The following is a 14740-nucleotide window of genomic DNA, read 5'->3' as shown; positions in this document are numbered from 1 at the left end:
GCAGGCAACGGCAGCATGGAGGCTCGATGACGGCGACGACGCGGGAACGTCCTGCGCGTCTGCTCGCCGACTCACGATCCGCCGAGCCGCGCGCACGGCTGGCCCAGGCCGTCAGCCGCGCCGAGTTCCTGCTGCGCCTCTCGCGCAGCGTCTCGGCCGTCCAGAACCCCGACCGCGGCCTCGAGGCCCTGGTCGAGCTGCTGCTCGACGAGGTCGTCGACGTCGCCCAGGTGGTCGTCCGCTCCGGTCCCCACCACCTGGTCAGCAGCGGCACCCACGTCGACGAGCCGACCACGGTGCGCAGGCCCCTGGCCGACCCGCTCCCCCGCGACGCCGCGGCCACCATGGAGACGGGTCTGGCCACCGAGGTGGTCCTGCCCCGCCACGGGTCGGCGCGGCGCGAGGCGCTCCGCTCGGTGGTCGTGGACCCCGACCTCGCCGCCCGGCTCGAGCTGAGCGAGGTGGAGCTGCTGGTGGTGCTGCCGCTGACCGCGCGGGGCCGCACCCTGGGCTCGCTGGTCGTCGGCCGCGACCGCGGGGGTGACTTCTCGGGCTCGCACGCCTTCCTGGGCGACCTGACCGACCGCATCGGCGTCGGCCTCGACGCGACCCTGCTGGTCGCCGAGAGCCGCTACGTCGCCGACGTGCTGCGCCGCTCGCTGGCCCCCGGCCGGGTGCCGGAGGTGCCGGGCCTGCAGATCGCCACCCACGTGCGCGTGGCCCACGAGTCCCAGGCGGTCGGCGGCGACTTCTTCGACGTGCTCAGCGACCCCGCCCACCCCGACGACCTGATGCTGCTGTGCGGCGACGTGACCGGCAAGGGCGTCGAGGCGGCCGTGCACGCCAAGCGCATCCGCAACGCGGTGCGCACCTCCTCGCTGGTGCACCGCGAGCCGGGCGCGGTGCTCGCGCTGACCAACCGGGTGCTGGTGCTCGAGGCCGACCAGGACGACGAGTTCAGCGAGCGCCTGGCCACGGCCGTGTGCGGACGCCTGACCCGCGACGGCGACCGGCTCGAGGTCACCCTGGCCGGCGCCGGCCACCCCGACGCCCTGGTCGTCCGGGCCGACGGGTCCGTCGAGGCCCAGGAGGGCCAGGGCGTGGCGCTGGGGCTGCTGGACGGCGCTGACTTCCCGGAGACCACCGCCTGCCTCGACCCCGGCGACACGCTGGTGCTCTACACCGACGGGGTGACCGAGGCCCGCGGCGTGCACGACCTCTTCGGCCAGGAGCGGCTCGAGGCGACGCTGGCCGCGGTGGCCGGCATGCCGGCGGCCGCCGTCGCCGAGGCCGTCGCCGTCGCCGTCTCCGACCACCTGGGCGAGCGCGCGCACGACGACATCGCGCTCGTGGTCCTGCACCGCGAGGTCGGGGCGGGCGCATGAGCACGCTGACCGACGAGGTCGGCGCGGCCCACCGCGAGGACTACTGGGCCGCGGTCTCCGCGGCCGACACCGACGCGGCGCACGCCGTCGCCGCCCGCGCGCTCGAGGCCGGTCTCGGGGTCGAGGACTTCCTCGAGCAGGTCGTCGTCGAGGCCCAGCGCCGCGTCGGCGAGCGCTGGGCGGCCAACAACTGGAGCGTCGCGCAGGAGCACGCGGCCACGGCCGTCTCCGAGGCCGTGGTCCGACGCCTCGCCGACACCCTGCACGTGGGCCCCGGCCCGCTGCTGCTCGTCGCCTGCGCCGAGCGCGAGTGGCACGCGATGCCGGCGCTGGTGCTCACCACCGTCCTGCGCGCGCGGGGGCTCGACGCGGTGCACACCGGCGCCTCCACCTCGCGCGACGAGCTGGTCTCCACGATCCTCGACCGGGGCCCGCGGGCCGTGCTGCTCAGCGCGTCGCTCTCCTCGTCGCTGCCCCGCCTGCGCCGCCAGGTCGAGGCCGTGCGTGGCACCGGCACCCCCGTGGTGGTCGGCGGGCGGGCCTTCACCGACGCGCGACGCTGGCGCACGCTCGGCGCCACGGCGTACGCCGAGTCGCCGGCGCGCGCCCTCGAGGTGCTGGCCGAGCTGCCCCGCCACGTCGGCGCCGCCCCCGCGCTGCACCACCCGGGCGCGGCCGAGGCGCGGGCCGTGCAGGCCGGGGCCGACCGGATCGTCGGCGACGTGCTGGCCGCGCTCGACCTCGGCAACCTGGCGCTGCCGCCCGACGACTGGCGCGTCGTCCTGGCCACCCACACCTCCCACGTCGTCGACTCCGTGGCCAGCGCCCTGCTCTGCGACGACCCCACGGTGCTCTCGGAGGCCCGTGCCTGGCTGCGCGACGTCGTGGCGGGCCGCGGCGGCGACCCTGCGGCCGTGGACCGGCTGTGGGACGCGCTGGCCCACGAGCTGCGCGACTTCCCGGTCGCGCTGACCATGCTCGCGGGCTGAGCGGTCTCACGCGCTCTGGACGCGGTCGATCGCAGCCTGGGCGCCCCCGGAGGCAACCGAACCGGCGCTCGCGGCATCTCCTGGGTGTGACCTCCCGGGAGACCCCATGACTCGACCACCCACCGACGCCGAGTTCAGCGAGATGGTGCGCGCCAGCTGGCCGTCGCTCTACCGCACGGCGTACCTGCTCCTCGGCGACGCCGCCGAGGCCGAGGACCTCGTGCAGAGCGCCCTCACCAAGACCTACGCCTCGTGGTCGAAGGTGCGCTGCGTCGACGCGGGCCCCGGCTACGCGCGCACCGTCATGCTCAACACCGCGACGTCGTGGTTCCGCAGGAGGTCGTGGCGCAACGAGCGGCCCACCGAGGTGCTGCCGGAGGCGGCGACGTGCAGCGACGAGGCCCTGCGCCCGACGCTGCTCGACGCGCTCTCCCGGCTCGCCCCGCGCCAGCGGGCGGTCGTGGTGCTGCGCTTCTACGAGGACATGAGCGTGGCCGAGACCGCCGCCGCGCTCGCCGTCCACGAGGGCACCGTCAAGAGCCAGACGTCGCAAGCCCTGAGGCGCCTGCGCGCCCTCCTGGCCGACGACGTCGTCACCGTCGCCAGCACCGGAGGACCCCATGACTGACAGACTCGCGCTCCAGCTGCAGGACGAGGCCGCCGGCCTCGACGTGCCACCGGCCCCGGCGGCCTCGATCCTCGCCGCCGGGCGTCGAGCCCGGCGTCGCCGACGGGCGGGCACGGCTGCCGGATCGGCCCTCTTCGCCCTGGTCGTGATCGGGGGCGCCTCGCTCGGCCTCACCGTCCTCGGCGGTGAGGACCGGGCGGACCGGCACCGGGGCGTCGACCCCGCCACCGCGGCGTACCTCGACCACGGCGTCTTCGCCACCGGCTCGACGGTCCACCTGGGCGACGGCTCCACGGCGGAGGTGGACGAGGAGGTGAAGGTGCTCTACTACACCTCCGCAGGCCCGCTGGTGCGCACCGGTCGCGTGAGCTCCACCGACGACGACGGCCCGTCCCGCTACACGCTGGTGCGACCCGACGCGAGCCAGGCGACCCTCGACCTCGACCTCGGCGACCGCGTGCCGGGCACCGACCCTGAGCAGCCGCTGCTCGCCTACGCGGAGTCGACCGGCGGACCGCGCCGCTGGGAGGTCGTCGTGCTCGACGTCACCACCGGGGAGGAACGGGCCCGGGTACGCGTCGAGGGCGCCATGTCGGGCGGGTGGGAGGCACCACCGGTCGCGCTCGACGGCGACCTGGTCTACGTCAGCTTCGACGGCGGGGCCACGACGGCCGTCGACTGGCGCAGCCGCGAGGTCGTGCCGTACACCGGCGCCGGCCCCGCCGTCGGCGGACGAGTGGTGGAGAGCGACGGCGAGGAGCTGCGGGTCGTGGACCTGGTCCGCGACGAGGTCCTCTACCGGGTGAGCAGCGAGCGCTACCCCTACGTCGACCTGTCGCCCGACGGGACCCTGGCCAAGGTCGTCTTCCAGGACGAGCAGGAGGAGGACGGCTTCCTCGTCGTCGACCTCGACAGCGGCCGCACCACGACCATCGCCGAGGCACCGTGGGACTTCGGGTGGACAGCCGGTGGGCACCTGTTCTCCGTCGACACCCAGGCTCGGACCACGACCACCTGCGCGCCCGCGACCGGCGTCTGCGAGACGCAGCCCGTCACCGGCCCGGCGCAGGGGGCGCTGAGGCTCGCAGGCCTGTCCTACGAGTCCTGACCCACCCCCGGGGGTGGGCGGCCCGGGACGGCGCACCACCTACCGTCGAAGTTGAAGTATCAACCTTCCTTCGACCTCCCGGGAGCGTCCGCATGACCAAGATCGCGATCGTCTACTACTCCTCCTACGGCACCGTGCACGCGCTGGCCGAGCGCGCGGCGCAGACCGCCGAGAAGGCCGGGGCCGAGGTGCGGCTGCGCCACGTCGCCGAGACCGCGCCCGAGGAGGTCTGGTCGTCGGTGGAGGGCTGGGCAGCGCACCGGGCCGAGGTGGCCGACCGCCCGGTCGCGGAGCCCGAGGACCTGGCCTGGGCCGACGTGGTCCTCCTCGGCTCCGGCACCCGCTACGGCAGCGTCACCAGCCAGCTGCAGTCCTTCATCGACACCCTGGGCCCGCTGTGGCAGCAGGGCGCCCTGGCCGACAAGGTCTACGCCGGCTTCACCGCCAGCCAGACCGCGCACGGCGGCCAGGAGACCACCCTGCTGTCGATGCTCACGACCTTCGTCCACCTCGGCGGCGTGATCGTGCCCCCGGGCTACACCGACCCGATCAAGTTCACCGACGGCAACCCCTACGGGGTCGGCAAGGTCACAGGCGCCTCGTCCGAGCTCGACAAGGACGACCTCGCCGCCATGGACCACCTCGTCGAGCGGGCCCTGCGCATCGGCGCCAAGCTCGCCGCCTGAGCCGACCGCTCCCTCCGGGCTCCCCGGCGGCCGCTCAGGCCTCCGGGGGGCCCTGCTCGAGCAGCGACTTGAAGCCGTCCTCGTCGAGGACCGGCACCCCCAGCTGCTCGGCCTTCTCGGCCTTCGAGCCCGCGTTGTCGCCGACCACGACGAAGTCGGTCTTCTTCGACACCGAGCCCGCGGCCTTGCCGCCCCGCGACAGGATCGCCTCCTTGGCGGAGTCACGGCTGAAGTCGACCAGCGAGCCGGTGACCACGACCGTGAGGCCCTCGAGGGTGCGCGGCACCGACTCGTCGCGCTCGTCGGCCATCGTGACCCCGGCCGCCTCCCAGGCGTCGACGATGCGGCAGCGCCACTCGACGGCGAACCACTCGATGACCGCGGTCGCGATCGTGGGGCCGACCCCCTCGGCGGCGGCGAGGTCCTCCTCGCTGGCCTCGCGGATGCGCTGCATCGACCCGAACTCCTGGGCCAGCGCCCGCGCGGCGGTCGGTCCGACGTGGCGGATCGAGAGCCCGACCAGCACCCGCCACAGCGGCACCTGCTTGGCGCGGTCGAGGTGGTCGAGGAGCCGCTGCCCGTTGGCCGAGAGCACCCGGCCGTCGGTGGCGTCATCGACCTCGGTGCGCTTGGCGGCCCGGGTGAAGAGCTCGGTGCGCAGCAGGTCCTGCGCGGTCAGCGCGAAGACGTCGCCCTCGTTGGTGATCACGCCGGCCTCGAGCAGCGCCGAGGCGGCCTCGTAGCCCAGGCCCTCGATGTCGAAGGCGCCGCGCCCGGCCACGTGGAAGACCCGCTCGCGCACCTGGGCGGGGCACTGCTCGTGGTTGGGGCAGCGCAGGTCCTTGTCGCCCTCCTTCTGCTCGGCCAGCGCCGTGCCGCAGGCCGGGCAGTGCGTCGGCATCACCCACGGCTCGAGGCCCTCGGGCCGCAGCGCCAGCACCGGGCCCAGGATCTCGGGGATGACGTCGCCGGCCTTGCGCAGGATCACCGTGTCCCCCGGGCGCACGTCCTTGCGGCGCACCTCGTGGGCGTTGTGCAGCGTGGCGTTCTCGACCGTCGAGCCGGCCACCCGGGTCGGCACCATGACGCCGTACGGCGTCACGCGGCCGGTGCGCCCGACGTTGACGCGGATGTCGAGCAGCTCGGCGTTGACCTCCTCGGGCGGGTACTTGAAGGCGATCGCCCAGCGCGGGGCGCGGCTGGTCGAGCCCAGGCGCCGCTGGTCGCTGACCGCGTCGACCTTGACCACGACGCCGTCGATCTCGTGCTCGACGTCGTGGCGGTGCTCGCCGTGGTGGGCGATCAGCGCCTCGACCTCGGCGAGCGTGGCCAGCACCGTGGCCCGCTCGCTGGTGGGCAGGCCCCAGGCCCGCAGGGCACCGTACGCCTCGGACTGCGAGACGGGCTCGAAGCCCCGGCGCGCGCCGACGCCGTGGCAGACCATCCCCAGCGCCCGGGTCGCGGTGACCCGGGGGTCCTTCTGGCGCAGCGAGCCGGCGGCGGCGTTGCGCGGGTTGGCGAAGACTGGCTTGCCCGCCTCGGTCATCGCCTCGTTGAGGCGCTCGAACGCCGCCACCGGCAGGAACACCTCGCCGCGCACCTCGACCAGCTCGGGCACCGGGAACTCGTCGGTGCCGGTGAGGCGGTGCGGGATGGTGTCGATGGTCTTGACGTTGGGCGTGACGTCCTCCCCCGTGCGGCCGTCGCCGCGGGTCAGCGCCCGCACCAGACGACCCTCCTCGTAGAGCAGGTTGATCGCCAGGCCGTCGACCTTCAGCTCGCACAGCAGCGGCGGGTCGTCGACGCCGTCGCGGCGCAGCCGCTCGTGCCAGGCCTGGAGCTCCTCGTAGGAGAACGCGTTGTCGAGGCTCTGCATCGGCTCGAGGTGGTCGACGGCGGTGAAGAGCGTCGAGACCGCTCCCCCGACCTGCTGGGTCGGCGAGTCGGGGGTGCGCAGCTCCGGGAACGCGTCCTCGAGCTCCTCGAGGCGCCGCATCCGGGCGTCGAAGTCGGCGTCGTCGATCGTCGGGTCGTCGAGCACGTAGTAGCGCCAGCGCGCGTCGCCGATCTCCTCGGCCAGCCGGCGGTGCTCCTCGCGCGCCTCGTCTCCGGCGGGGGTGGGGTCGCTCATGAGGGACATCCTGCCCGGTGCCGGGGACACCCCTGGCGTCTCCCCCGCCGTTGGTCGAGCAGCGAGGGCCGAAGGCTCGAGCGCCCGTCGAAACCCCGTGAGCACACGGCGTACGGCGAGCGGTCACCGTCGACGCCCCACTCACCGGGTCTCGACGACGTTCCTCGCTGGCGCTCGTCACTGCTCGACCAACGGACTGCCACCACCCGACGTGCGGCGAGCGGTCACCGTCGACGCCCAGCTCACCCGGTCTAGACGACGTTCCTCGCTGGCGCTCGTCACTGCTCGACCAGCGCGGGCGCGTGCGGGAGCTGCCGGCACGGACGACCCCGGAGGGTCGCTCGCCTAGGACCTACCCCAGGTTCGTCAGGTTGTCGGCGACGGCCCGGCTGAGGGCCAGCGCCCGCCGCGACCAGTCGTACGACGCCCCGGCGAGGCCGCAGGCCGGCGAGACGCCGAGGCGGCCCGAGGCGGGGTCGAGGCCGAGCATGTCGAGCCAGCGCACGACGCGCTGGGTGAGCGCGGTGTCGGTGACCGAGCCGTTCGGGCCGTCGGGGTCGGTGCTCGGCACCACCCCCAGCACCACGGCGTCCCCGGCCTCCAGCGCCTCGGCGAGCACGTCGTGGTCAGCGGCGCCGAGCCGGTCGGCGTCGACGAGCAGGCCGCGGGCCCCGGCGCCGCGCAGCAGCGCCAGCGGGGTGCCGGCGGCGCACGAGTGCACCCACGGCTCGGCGCCCTCGGCCACGACCGCCCCGATGACGGTCTCGAGCAGGGCCGAGGCCTCGGGCGGGTGCACGGTGCGGTGGCGGCCGAAGCCCGACGCGGTCGGCACCGCGCCGGCGAGCACCGAGGCCAGGGCGGGCTCGTCGAGCTGGACCACCAGCGCGGCCGCGCTCGGCATCCGTCGGCGCACGTCGCGCACGTGGGCGCCGAGCCCGTCGGCCAGCGCCTCTGCGAGGTCGCGCCGCGCACCGTGGTCGCCGAGCACGACGTCGCCGCGCGGGCGCTCGACGGTCGCCGCCAGCGTCCACGGGCCGGCGAGCTGGAGCTTGACGGTGCCGGTGTAGCCCTGGCCGAGCTCCTCGACGGCGTCGAGGTCCTGGGCCAGCAGGCTTCGGGTGCGGCGGTGGTCGAGCCCGGGGCTGCCCGAGGAACCGGTGAGGCGCCACCCGGCGGGCTGCAGGTCGACGTCGAGGCCCTCGACGACGGCCAGGGTGCGCCCGGTCATCGTGGCGGCCGGTCCGCGCCCGGGCAGCTCGGGCACGCACGCCAGGTCGGGCAGCGAGTCGAGGACGACCTTGACCGCCTCGCGGTAGGCGGCCCCGCCGCTGTCCTCGCCGGGCATCGAGCCGATCGCGGTGGCCAGGACGCTCACGTGTCTCCTCGGGTGCTGCTGGGGGTGCTGCTGGGGGTGCTGCTGGTGGTCTCGGTGATGGTGGCCGAGCCGACGACCCGGCTGCCGTCGTAGACGACGACCGCCTGCCCGGGCGCGATGCCGTACGCCGGCTCGCCGAGCTCGACGACGACCTCGGGCTCCTCGCCGTCGTCGACCACGACCCGGGCCGGCAGCTCGGCGCCGTGGGCGCGCAGCTGCACGCTCACCGCCGGGCCCTCGAGCCGGGTGGGCGGGGTGCCGCACCAGCGCGGGCGGATGCCGCGCAGCCGGTGCACCGCGAGCCGCTCGCGCGGCCCGACCCGCACGGTGCCGCTGACGGGCTCGATGTCGAGCACGAAACGGGGCTTGCCGTCGGGGGCCGGGCGACCGATCCGCAGGCCCTTGCGCTGGCCGATGGTGAACCCGTAGGTGCCGTCGTGGCGCCCGAGCTCCTCGCCGGTGGCGTCGTCGACGACCACGCCGCCGTGGTTGGGGGCCCGGTCGCCCAGCTTCTCGCGCAGCCAGCCGGCGTTGTCGCCGTCGGCGACGAAGCAGATGTCGTGGCTGTCGGGCTTGTCGGCGACCAGCAGCCCGCGCTCGGCGGCCTCGGCGCGCACGTCGGTCTTGGTGGAGCCGCCGAGGGGGAAGAGCGAGTGGCGCAGCTGGCGCTGGTCGAGCACCCCGAGCACGTAGGACTGGTCCTTGCCGTGGTCGAGCGCGCGGTGCATCTCCACCAGCCCGTCGTCGCCGGTGCGCAGCTGGGCGTAGTGCCCGGTCACGACCGCGTCGAAGCCCAGCGCGAGCGCCTTGTCGAGGACCGCGGCGAACTTGATCTTCTCGTTGCAGCGCAGGCACGGGTTGGGGGTGCGCCCGGCGGCGTACTCGTCCATGAAGTCCTCCACGACGTCCTCGTGGAAGCGCTCGGACATGTCCCAGACGTAGAAGGGGATGCCGATCACGTCGGCGGCCCGGCGCGCGTCGTTGCTGTCCTCGATGGTGCAGCAGCCCCGCGCCCCCGAGCGGTACGACGCCGGGTTGCGCGAGAGGGCCAGGTGGATGCCGGTGACGTCGTGGCCGGCCTCGACGGCGCGGGCCGCGGCGACCGCGGAGTCCACGCCGCCCGACATGGCGGCGAGGACGCGCATCAGAGCCGGACCCCCCGGGCCCGCTCGACGCAGGCACCGATCGCGCCGACCAGGGCCTCGACGTCGGCCTCGGTGGAGGTGTGGCCCAGCGAGAACCGCAGCGAGCTGCGGGCGGCGGCGTCGCTGCGGCCCATCGCCAGCAGCACGTGGGAGGCCTGCGGCACCCCGGCCGAGCAGGCCGAGCCGGTCGAGCACTCGATGCCGCGGGCGTCGAGCAGCATCAGCAGCGAGTCGCCCTCGCAGCCGGGGAAGGACAGGTGCACGTTGCCGGGCAGCCGCTCGGCGTCCCAGGTGTCGGGGCCCGGACCGTTGAGCACCGCGTCGGGCACGACCTGCAGGACCCCGTCGACCAGCCGCTTGCGCAGCCCCGCCATCCGCGCCGCGTGCTCGCCCTGGCGGGCCACGGCCAGCTCGACGGCGGCGGCGAACCCGGCGATCGCGGGCGCGTCGAGGGTGCCGCTGCGGATGTCGCGCTCCTGCCCGCCGCCGTGGACCAGCGGGACCACCCCGACCTCGCGTCGTACGACGAGGGCGCCGGCGCCGTGCGGTCCGCCGACCTTGTGCCCGCTCACCGTCATCGCGTCGACGCCGGAGCGGGCGAAGTCGACGGGCAGCACGCCCAGGGCCTGCACGGCGTCGGTGTGCACCGGGATGCGGTGCTCGGCGGCGACCGCGACCACGTCGGTGACGGGCTGGCGGGTGCCGACCTCGTTGTTGGCCCACATCACCGAGACCAGCGCCACGCTGGCGGGGTCGCGCTCGATGCTGGCGCGCAGGGTCCCGGGGTCGAGGCGTCCGTCGGCGTCGACGGGCAGCAGCTCGACCTCGGCGCCGTCCTGCTCGGCGAGCCAGTCGAGGGGGTCGAGCACGGCGTGGTGCTCGACCGCGGTGGTGAGGATGCGCACCCGGCGGGGGTCCTCGGCGCGGCGCGCCCAGTAGATGCCCTTCACCGCGAGGTTGTCGGCCTCGGTGCCGCCGGAGGTGAGCACCACCTCGCCGGGCCGGCAGCCCAGCGACCGCGCGAGGGTCTCGCGCGACTCCTCGACCACCCGGCGCGCGCGCCGGCCCGAGGCGTGCAGCGAGGAGGGGTTGGCGGCGTGGGCCAGCTGCCCGGTCATCGCCTCGAACGCGACCGGCACCATCGGCGTCGTCGCTGCGTGGTCGAGGTAGACGGGCGTGCTCATGACCGGCCCAGCCTACGTGCCGCCACCAGCACCTCGACCAGCAGCGCACGGTGGTCGGTGCCGTCGATGCGCACGGTGCGCGCCGAGTCGGCGACCAGGCCCGGGCCGGTCAGCACGTGGTCGATCTGCACCAGCAGCACCGGCAGGCCGGCGAAGAGGCCGTTGGCCGGCCAGGTCGGCTGCCAGCCGCCGTTGCTCTGCTCGACCGCGTCGCGGTAGCCGTCGTCAACCAGCCGGCGCACCGGGGCGTGGTCGAGGGTGGCGTTGAAGTCGCCGACGACCAGGTCGGCGCCGCTCTCGCGGGCCGCCTCGCGCAGCAGGTCGTGGTCGCGCACCCAGCCCTCGGGGTCGGTGGGCGCCGAGGGGTGCACGGCCAGCAGCACCAGCCCGTCGACCTCGACCTCCCACGACTGCAGCACCGTGCCGAGCGGGCGCGGCTCGCCGAGCGGCTGCCGGGCGAAGACCATGGTGCCGACGGTGTCGGCGAAGGGCCGCTCCCCCGTCACCGGGAAGCCGATGCGGTGCGGCAGCAGCTCGTCGAGCCCGGCCGCCTCCAGCCCGGCCAGCGACCGGCGGGTCACCTCCTGCAGCACCAGGACGTCGACGTCGCCCTCGACCGCGGTGCGCACCACCTGGGCGGCGTCGGCGCGCCCCATCAGCAGGTTGCTGCTCATCACGACCACCCGCTCGTCGCCCGCCGCCTCCCCCGCGGTCGCCGAGGCCGGGGAGCCCACGACCAGCGGCGCCAGCCACGAGCCGTGCAGCACCAGCGCCGCCACCACGCCGAGGGCGGCCAGGCGCGCCCCGCGGGTGCGGCGGGCCACGCCGAGCAGCAGCACCAGCGCGACGGCGTAGGCCACGACGGCGTACGGCGTGAAGGAGACCAGGCGGATCGCCGGCCCCGCCTCCCACGCCCCCAGGCGCAGCACGGTCAGGGCCGCGGCCGGCAGGAGGCTCGCCAGGAGCAGCACCCACCACAGGACGCGTCGGCTGCTCATCTCAGAGCAGCACCAGGTCGTCGCGGTGCACGACCTCGCGCTCGTAGGCGGCGCCGAGGTCGCGCTTGAGGTCGTGGCTGGAGCGGCCCAGCAGCAGCGGCACCTCGTCGGCGTCGAAGTTGACCAGCCCGCGCGCCACGGCGGCGCCGTCGGGGCCGGCCAGGTCGACGGGGTCGCCGGCCACGAAGCTGCCGGAGGCACCGGTGACCCCGGCGGCCAGCAGCGAGGCCCGGCGCTCCACGACGGCCCGCACGGCCCCGTCGTCGAGGTGCAGGGTGCCCAGCGGCTCGGTGGCGTGCGCCAGCCAGAGCAGCCGCTTGGGGCGGCGCTTGCCGGTGGGGTGGAACAGGGTCCCGACCGGGGCGCCGGTCAGCGCCTCGGCGGCCCGGTCGGCGGCGGTCAGCACGACCGGGATGCCGGCGCCCGTGGCGATGCGGGCGGCCTGCACCTTGGTCTCCATGCCGCCGGTGCCCAGGCCCGCGGCCCCGGTGCGCCCGATCCGCACCCCGTCGAGGTCGTCGAGGCCGTGCACGTCGCCCAGCAGCCGGCTGCCGGGCGTGCGCGGGTCGGCGTCGTAGAGCCCGTCGACGTCGGAGAGCAGCACCAGCAGGTCGGCGTGGACCAGGTGCGCCACGAGCGCGGCGAGCCGGTCGTTGTCGCCGAAGCGGATCTCCCCGGTGGCCACGGTGTCGTTCTCGTTGACGATGGGCAGCACGCCCAGCTCGAGCAGCTGGGTGAAGGTCTGCGCGGCGTTGCGGTAGTGGGCGCGGCGGGTGACGTCGTCGACGGTCAGCAGCACCTGCCCCGCGATCAGGCCGTGGCGGCGCAGCTCCTCGGTGTAGCGGTGCACCAGCAGGCCCTGGCCGACCGAGGCGGCGGCCTGCTGGGCGGCCAGGCCCGAGGGACGCCGCCGCAGGCCCAGGGGGGCCAGGCCGGCCGCGATCGCGCCCGAGGAGACCAGCACGACCTCGGCGCCGCGCTCGCGGGCGGCGGCGACCACGTCGACCAGCGAGCGCACCCGGTCGGGGTCGATGCCACCGGAGGCGGTGGTCAGCGACGACGAGCCCACCTTGACCACGACACGTCGGGCCCCGGTGACCTCCGGGCGCAGGCTCATCGCCGGCTCACTCCTGGTCCGTGCCCGCGCCGGGGTCCGACTCTTCCCAGTCGGGGTCGGCGGGCGTGCCGATCTCGTACGACGTCGGGCCGCTCGCGCCGCCACGCTTCTGCTTGGCGGTGCTGGTGGTGTCGAGGCGGCGTGCCACGTCGGCGCGGGTCTCGTTCTCCTCGCGGCCCTCCATGGCCTCGTCGATCTCGCGACGGCGGCGTGCGGCCGGGCGGGAGTCGTCGAAGCGCTGGTCCTCGCCGCGGCGCCCCAGCATCTCGGCGCCGGCCTCGATGCCGGGCTGGAAGTCGAAGACCACGGCGTTGTCGGGGTGGCCGATGAGCACGGTGTCGCCCTCGACCGCGCCCATCTTGACCAGCCGCTCCTCGATGCCCAGGCGGTTGAACCGGTCGGCGAGGAAGCCGACCGCCTCGTCGTTGCTGAAGTCGGTCTGGCGCACCCAGCGCTCGGGCTTGGTGCCGCGCACCCGCCAGCCGTCGCCGGTCTCGGTGATGGTGAAGTCGTCGCCGCCGTCGGCGCTGGGCGGTCGCAGCACGATGCGCTGGGCCTCGACGACCTCCTTCTCGGCGCGCGAGGCGGCGACGATCTCGCCCATCGCGAAGGTCAGCTGGCGCAGCCCCTCGCCGGAGGCGGCCGAGATCGGGAAGACCTTGAGCCCCCGCTCGCGCAGCTCGTCGATGGTGATGTCGGAGAGGTCGCGGCCGTCGGGCACGTCGACCTTGTTCAGCGCCACCAGGCGGGGGCGGTCCTCGAGCCCGCCGTAGCGCGCGAGCTCGTTCTCGATGACGTCGAGGTCGTCGACGGGGTTGCGGCCCGGCTCGATGGAGGCGGTGTCGATGACGTGCACGATCGCCGCGCAGCGCTCGATGTGGCGCAGGAAGTCGTGGCCCAGGCCGCGGCCCTCGCTCGCACCCTCGATGAGGCCGGGCACGTCGGCGACGGTGAAGGTCAGGTCACCGGCGGTCACGACGCCCAGGTTGGGCACCAGGGTGGTGAAGGGGTAGTTGGCGATCTTGGGCCGGGCCCGCGAGATCGCAGCGATCAGGCTGGACTTGCCGGCGCTGGGGAAGCCCACCAGGCCGATGTCGGCGACCACCTTGAGCTCGAGGACGATCTCGAGCTCGTCGCCGGGCTCGCCGAGCAGGGCGAAGCCGGGGGCCTTGCGCTTGGAGGAGGCCAGCGCGGCGTTGCCGAGACCTCCGCGACCGCCCTGGGCGATGACCAGCTCGGTGCCCGGCCCGACCATGTCGGCCAGCACGTTGCCGCGGGCGTCGCTGACCACGGTCCCGTCGGGCACCGGCAGCACCAGGTCGGAGCCGTGCCCGCCGTTGCGGTGGTCACCGGCCCCGTGGCCGCCGTGCTCGGCACGACGCTTGGGGCTGTGGTGGTAGTCGAGCAGCGTGGTGACGTCGGTGTCGACGCGCAGGATCACCGAGCCGCCGGGCCCGCCGTTGCCGCCGTCGGGGCCGCCGAGCGGCTTGAACTTCTCGCGGTGCACCGAGGCGACACCGTTGCCGCCGCGTCCGGCGCTGACGTGCAGCGTGACGCGGTCCACGAAGGTGGGGACGGCCATGGTGGTGCTCCTCGGGGCTGGTGCAGCTCAGGTGGTGCTCAGGATGGTGCGGAAATGCCGAAGGGCGCCCCGGGTGGGGGCGCCCTCCTGGACAGCTGCCGGTCAGGACCGGCGCAGACGTGGTCGCCTCAGGTCACTCGCCCGGGACGATGTTGACGACCTTGCGACCCCGACGGGTGCCGAACTCCACGGCACCGGCCTCGAGGGCGAACAGGGTGTCGTCGCCGCCGCGGCCGACGTTGGAACCCGGGTGGAAGTGGGTACCACGCTGGCGCACGATGATCTCACCGGCGTTGACGAGCTGGCCGCCGAAGCGCTTGACGCCGAGGCGCTGGGAGTTGGAGTCGCGGCCGTTCTTGGTGGACGCCGCACCCTTCTTGTGTGCCATGTCGTGTTCCTTAGTCCTGGATTC

General features: G+C 74.9%; 13 protein-coding genes. 5 read left to right on the top strand and 8 right to left on the bottom strand.

The features are described 5' to 3' along the window. Window positions 1-26: 26 nt before the first annotated feature. From OCU29_RS02085 to wrbA, 5 genes are all read left to right on the top strand, one after another. Complete coding sequence (locus OCU29_RS02085) at window positions 27-1385, top strand: PP2C family protein-serine/threonine phosphatase (protein WP_261818616.1); 1359 nt, start codon at window positions 27-29, stop codon at window positions 1383-1385. After that, on the top strand, window positions 1382-2374 hold the full coding sequence (locus tag OCU29_RS02080) for a B12-binding domain-containing protein (RefSeq protein ID WP_261818615.1): 993 nt from the start codon (window positions 1382-1384) through the stop codon (window positions 2372-2374). The genes OCU29_RS02085 and OCU29_RS02080 overlap by 4 nt, the downstream gene beginning before the upstream one ends. 106 nt (window positions 2375-2480) lie before the next feature. Then, window positions 2481-3002 carry a SigE family RNA polymerase sigma factor gene (locus OCU29_RS02075; protein ID WP_261818614.1) on the top strand — a complete coding sequence of 174 codons (522 nt, stop codon included), beginning with the start codon at window positions 2481-2483 and terminating at the stop codon, window positions 3000-3002. Beyond that, window positions 2995-4110, top strand: a complete 1116-nt coding sequence (locus tag OCU29_RS02070; RefSeq protein ID WP_261818613.1) for a hypothetical protein — start codon at window positions 2995-2997, stop codon at window positions 4108-4110. Before OCU29_RS02075 ends, OCU29_RS02070 begins: the two co-directional genes overlap by 8 nt. Before the next feature lie 92 nt (window positions 4111-4202). After that, window positions 4203-4796, top strand: a complete 594-nt coding sequence (wrbA, locus tag OCU29_RS02065) for an NAD(P)H:quinone oxidoreductase (protein WP_261818612.1) — start codon at window positions 4203-4205, stop codon at window positions 4794-4796. Window positions 4797-4830: 34 nt separating this feature from the next. Here wrbA and ligA read toward each other — a convergent pair whose 3' ends face one another. The 8 genes from ligA to rpmA form a co-directional block, all read right to left on the bottom strand. Beyond that, the gene (ligA, locus tag OCU29_RS02060) at window positions 4831-6927 is read right to left on the bottom strand and encodes an NAD-dependent DNA ligase LigA (RefSeq protein ID WP_261818611.1); all 2097 of its coding nucleotides are present in this window, start codon (window positions 6925-6927) and stop codon (window positions 4831-4833) included. Between the two features lie 352 nt (window positions 6928-7279). Then, window positions 7280-8302 (bottom strand): methionine synthase, encoded by a 1023-nt coding sequence (locus OCU29_RS02055; RefSeq protein ID WP_261818610.1) that lies wholly within the window; start codon window positions 8300-8302, stop codon window positions 7280-7282. Further along, window positions 8299-9447 (bottom strand): tRNA 2-thiouridine(34) synthase MnmA, encoded by a 1149-nt coding sequence (gene mnmA, locus OCU29_RS02050; RefSeq protein WP_261818609.1) that lies wholly within the window; start codon window positions 9445-9447, stop codon window positions 8299-8301. The genes OCU29_RS02055 and mnmA overlap by 4 nt, the downstream gene beginning before the upstream one ends. Next, on the bottom strand, window positions 9447-10631 hold the full coding sequence (locus OCU29_RS02045) for a cysteine desulfurase family protein (protein WP_261818608.1): 1185 nt from the start codon (window positions 10629-10631) through the stop codon (window positions 9447-9449). The genes mnmA and OCU29_RS02045 overlap by 1 nt, the downstream gene beginning before the upstream one ends. Then, complete coding sequence (locus OCU29_RS02040) at window positions 10628-11629, bottom strand: endonuclease/exonuclease/phosphatase family protein (protein WP_179615860.1); 1002 nt, start codon at window positions 11627-11629, stop codon at window positions 10628-10630. Before OCU29_RS02040 ends, OCU29_RS02045 begins: the two co-directional genes overlap by 4 nt. Before the next feature lies 1 nt (window position 11630). Further along, complete coding sequence (proB, locus tag OCU29_RS02035; protein ID WP_179615859.1) at window positions 11631-12746, bottom strand: glutamate 5-kinase; 1116 nt, start codon at window positions 12744-12746, stop codon at window positions 11631-11633. A 7-nt stretch (window positions 12747-12753) separates the two neighbouring features. Beyond that, window positions 12754-14328 carry a GTPase ObgE gene (gene obgE, locus OCU29_RS02030; RefSeq protein WP_261818607.1) on the bottom strand — a complete coding sequence of 525 codons (1575 nt, stop codon included), beginning with the start codon at window positions 14326-14328 and terminating at the stop codon, window positions 12754-12756. A gap of 133 nt (window positions 14329-14461) precedes the next feature. Continuing rightward, on the bottom strand, window positions 14462-14716 hold the full coding sequence (rpmA, locus tag OCU29_RS02025) for a 50S ribosomal protein L27 (protein WP_179615857.1): 255 nt from the start codon (window positions 14714-14716) through the stop codon (window positions 14462-14464). Window positions 14717-14740: the final 24 nt, after the last annotated feature.

Source organism: Nocardioides sp. OK12, from assembly GCF_024341885.1.
Taxonomy (GTDB): domain Bacteria; phylum Actinomycetota; class Actinomycetes; order Propionibacteriales; family Nocardioidaceae; genus Nocardioides; species Nocardioides marinisabuli.
Note: the sequence above shows the minus strand (reverse complement) of the source record. Positions and strands in the feature narration are given on the sequence as shown.

Coding starts and splice junctions, on each gene's coding strand:
- OCU29_RS02080 (WP_261818615.1), top strand. CDS start 1,382: ATGAGCACGCTGACCGACGAGGTCGGCGCGGCCCACCGCGAGGACTAC.
- mnmA (WP_261818609.1), bottom strand. CDS start 9,447: ATGCGCGTCCTCGCCGCCATGTCGGGCGGCGTGGACTCCGCGGTCGCC.
- proB (WP_179615859.1), bottom strand. CDS start 12,746: ATGAGCCTGCGCCCGGAGGTCACCGGGGCCCGACGTGTCGTGGTCAAG.
- OCU29_RS02075 (WP_261818614.1), top strand. CDS start 2,481: ATGACTCGACCACCCACCGACGCCGAGTTCAGCGAGATGGTGCGCGCC.
- wrbA (WP_261818612.1), top strand. CDS start 4,203: ATGACCAAGATCGCGATCGTCTACTACTCCTCCTACGGCACCGTGCAC.
- OCU29_RS02085 (WP_261818616.1), top strand. CDS start 27: ATGACGGCGACGACGCGGGAACGTCCTGCGCGTCTGCTCGCCGACTCA.
- OCU29_RS02045 (WP_261818608.1), bottom strand. CDS start 10,631: ATGAGCACGCCCGTCTACCTCGACCACGCAGCGACGACGCCGATGGTG.
- obgE (WP_261818607.1), bottom strand. CDS start 14,328: ATGGCCGTCCCCACCTTCGTGGACCGCGTCACGCTGCACGTCAGCGCC.
- OCU29_RS02040 (WP_179615860.1), bottom strand. CDS start 11,629: ATGAGCAGCCGACGCGTCCTGTGGTGGGTGCTGCTCCTGGCGAGCCTC.
- ligA (WP_261818611.1), bottom strand. CDS start 6,927: ATGAGCGACCCCACCCCCGCCGGAGACGAGGCGCGCGAGGAGCACCGC.
- OCU29_RS02070 (WP_261818613.1), top strand. CDS start 2,995: ATGACTGACAGACTCGCGCTCCAGCTGCAGGACGAGGCCGCCGGCCTC.
- rpmA (WP_179615857.1), bottom strand. CDS start 14,716: ATGGCACACAAGAAGGGTGCGGCGTCCACCAAGAACGGCCGCGACTCC.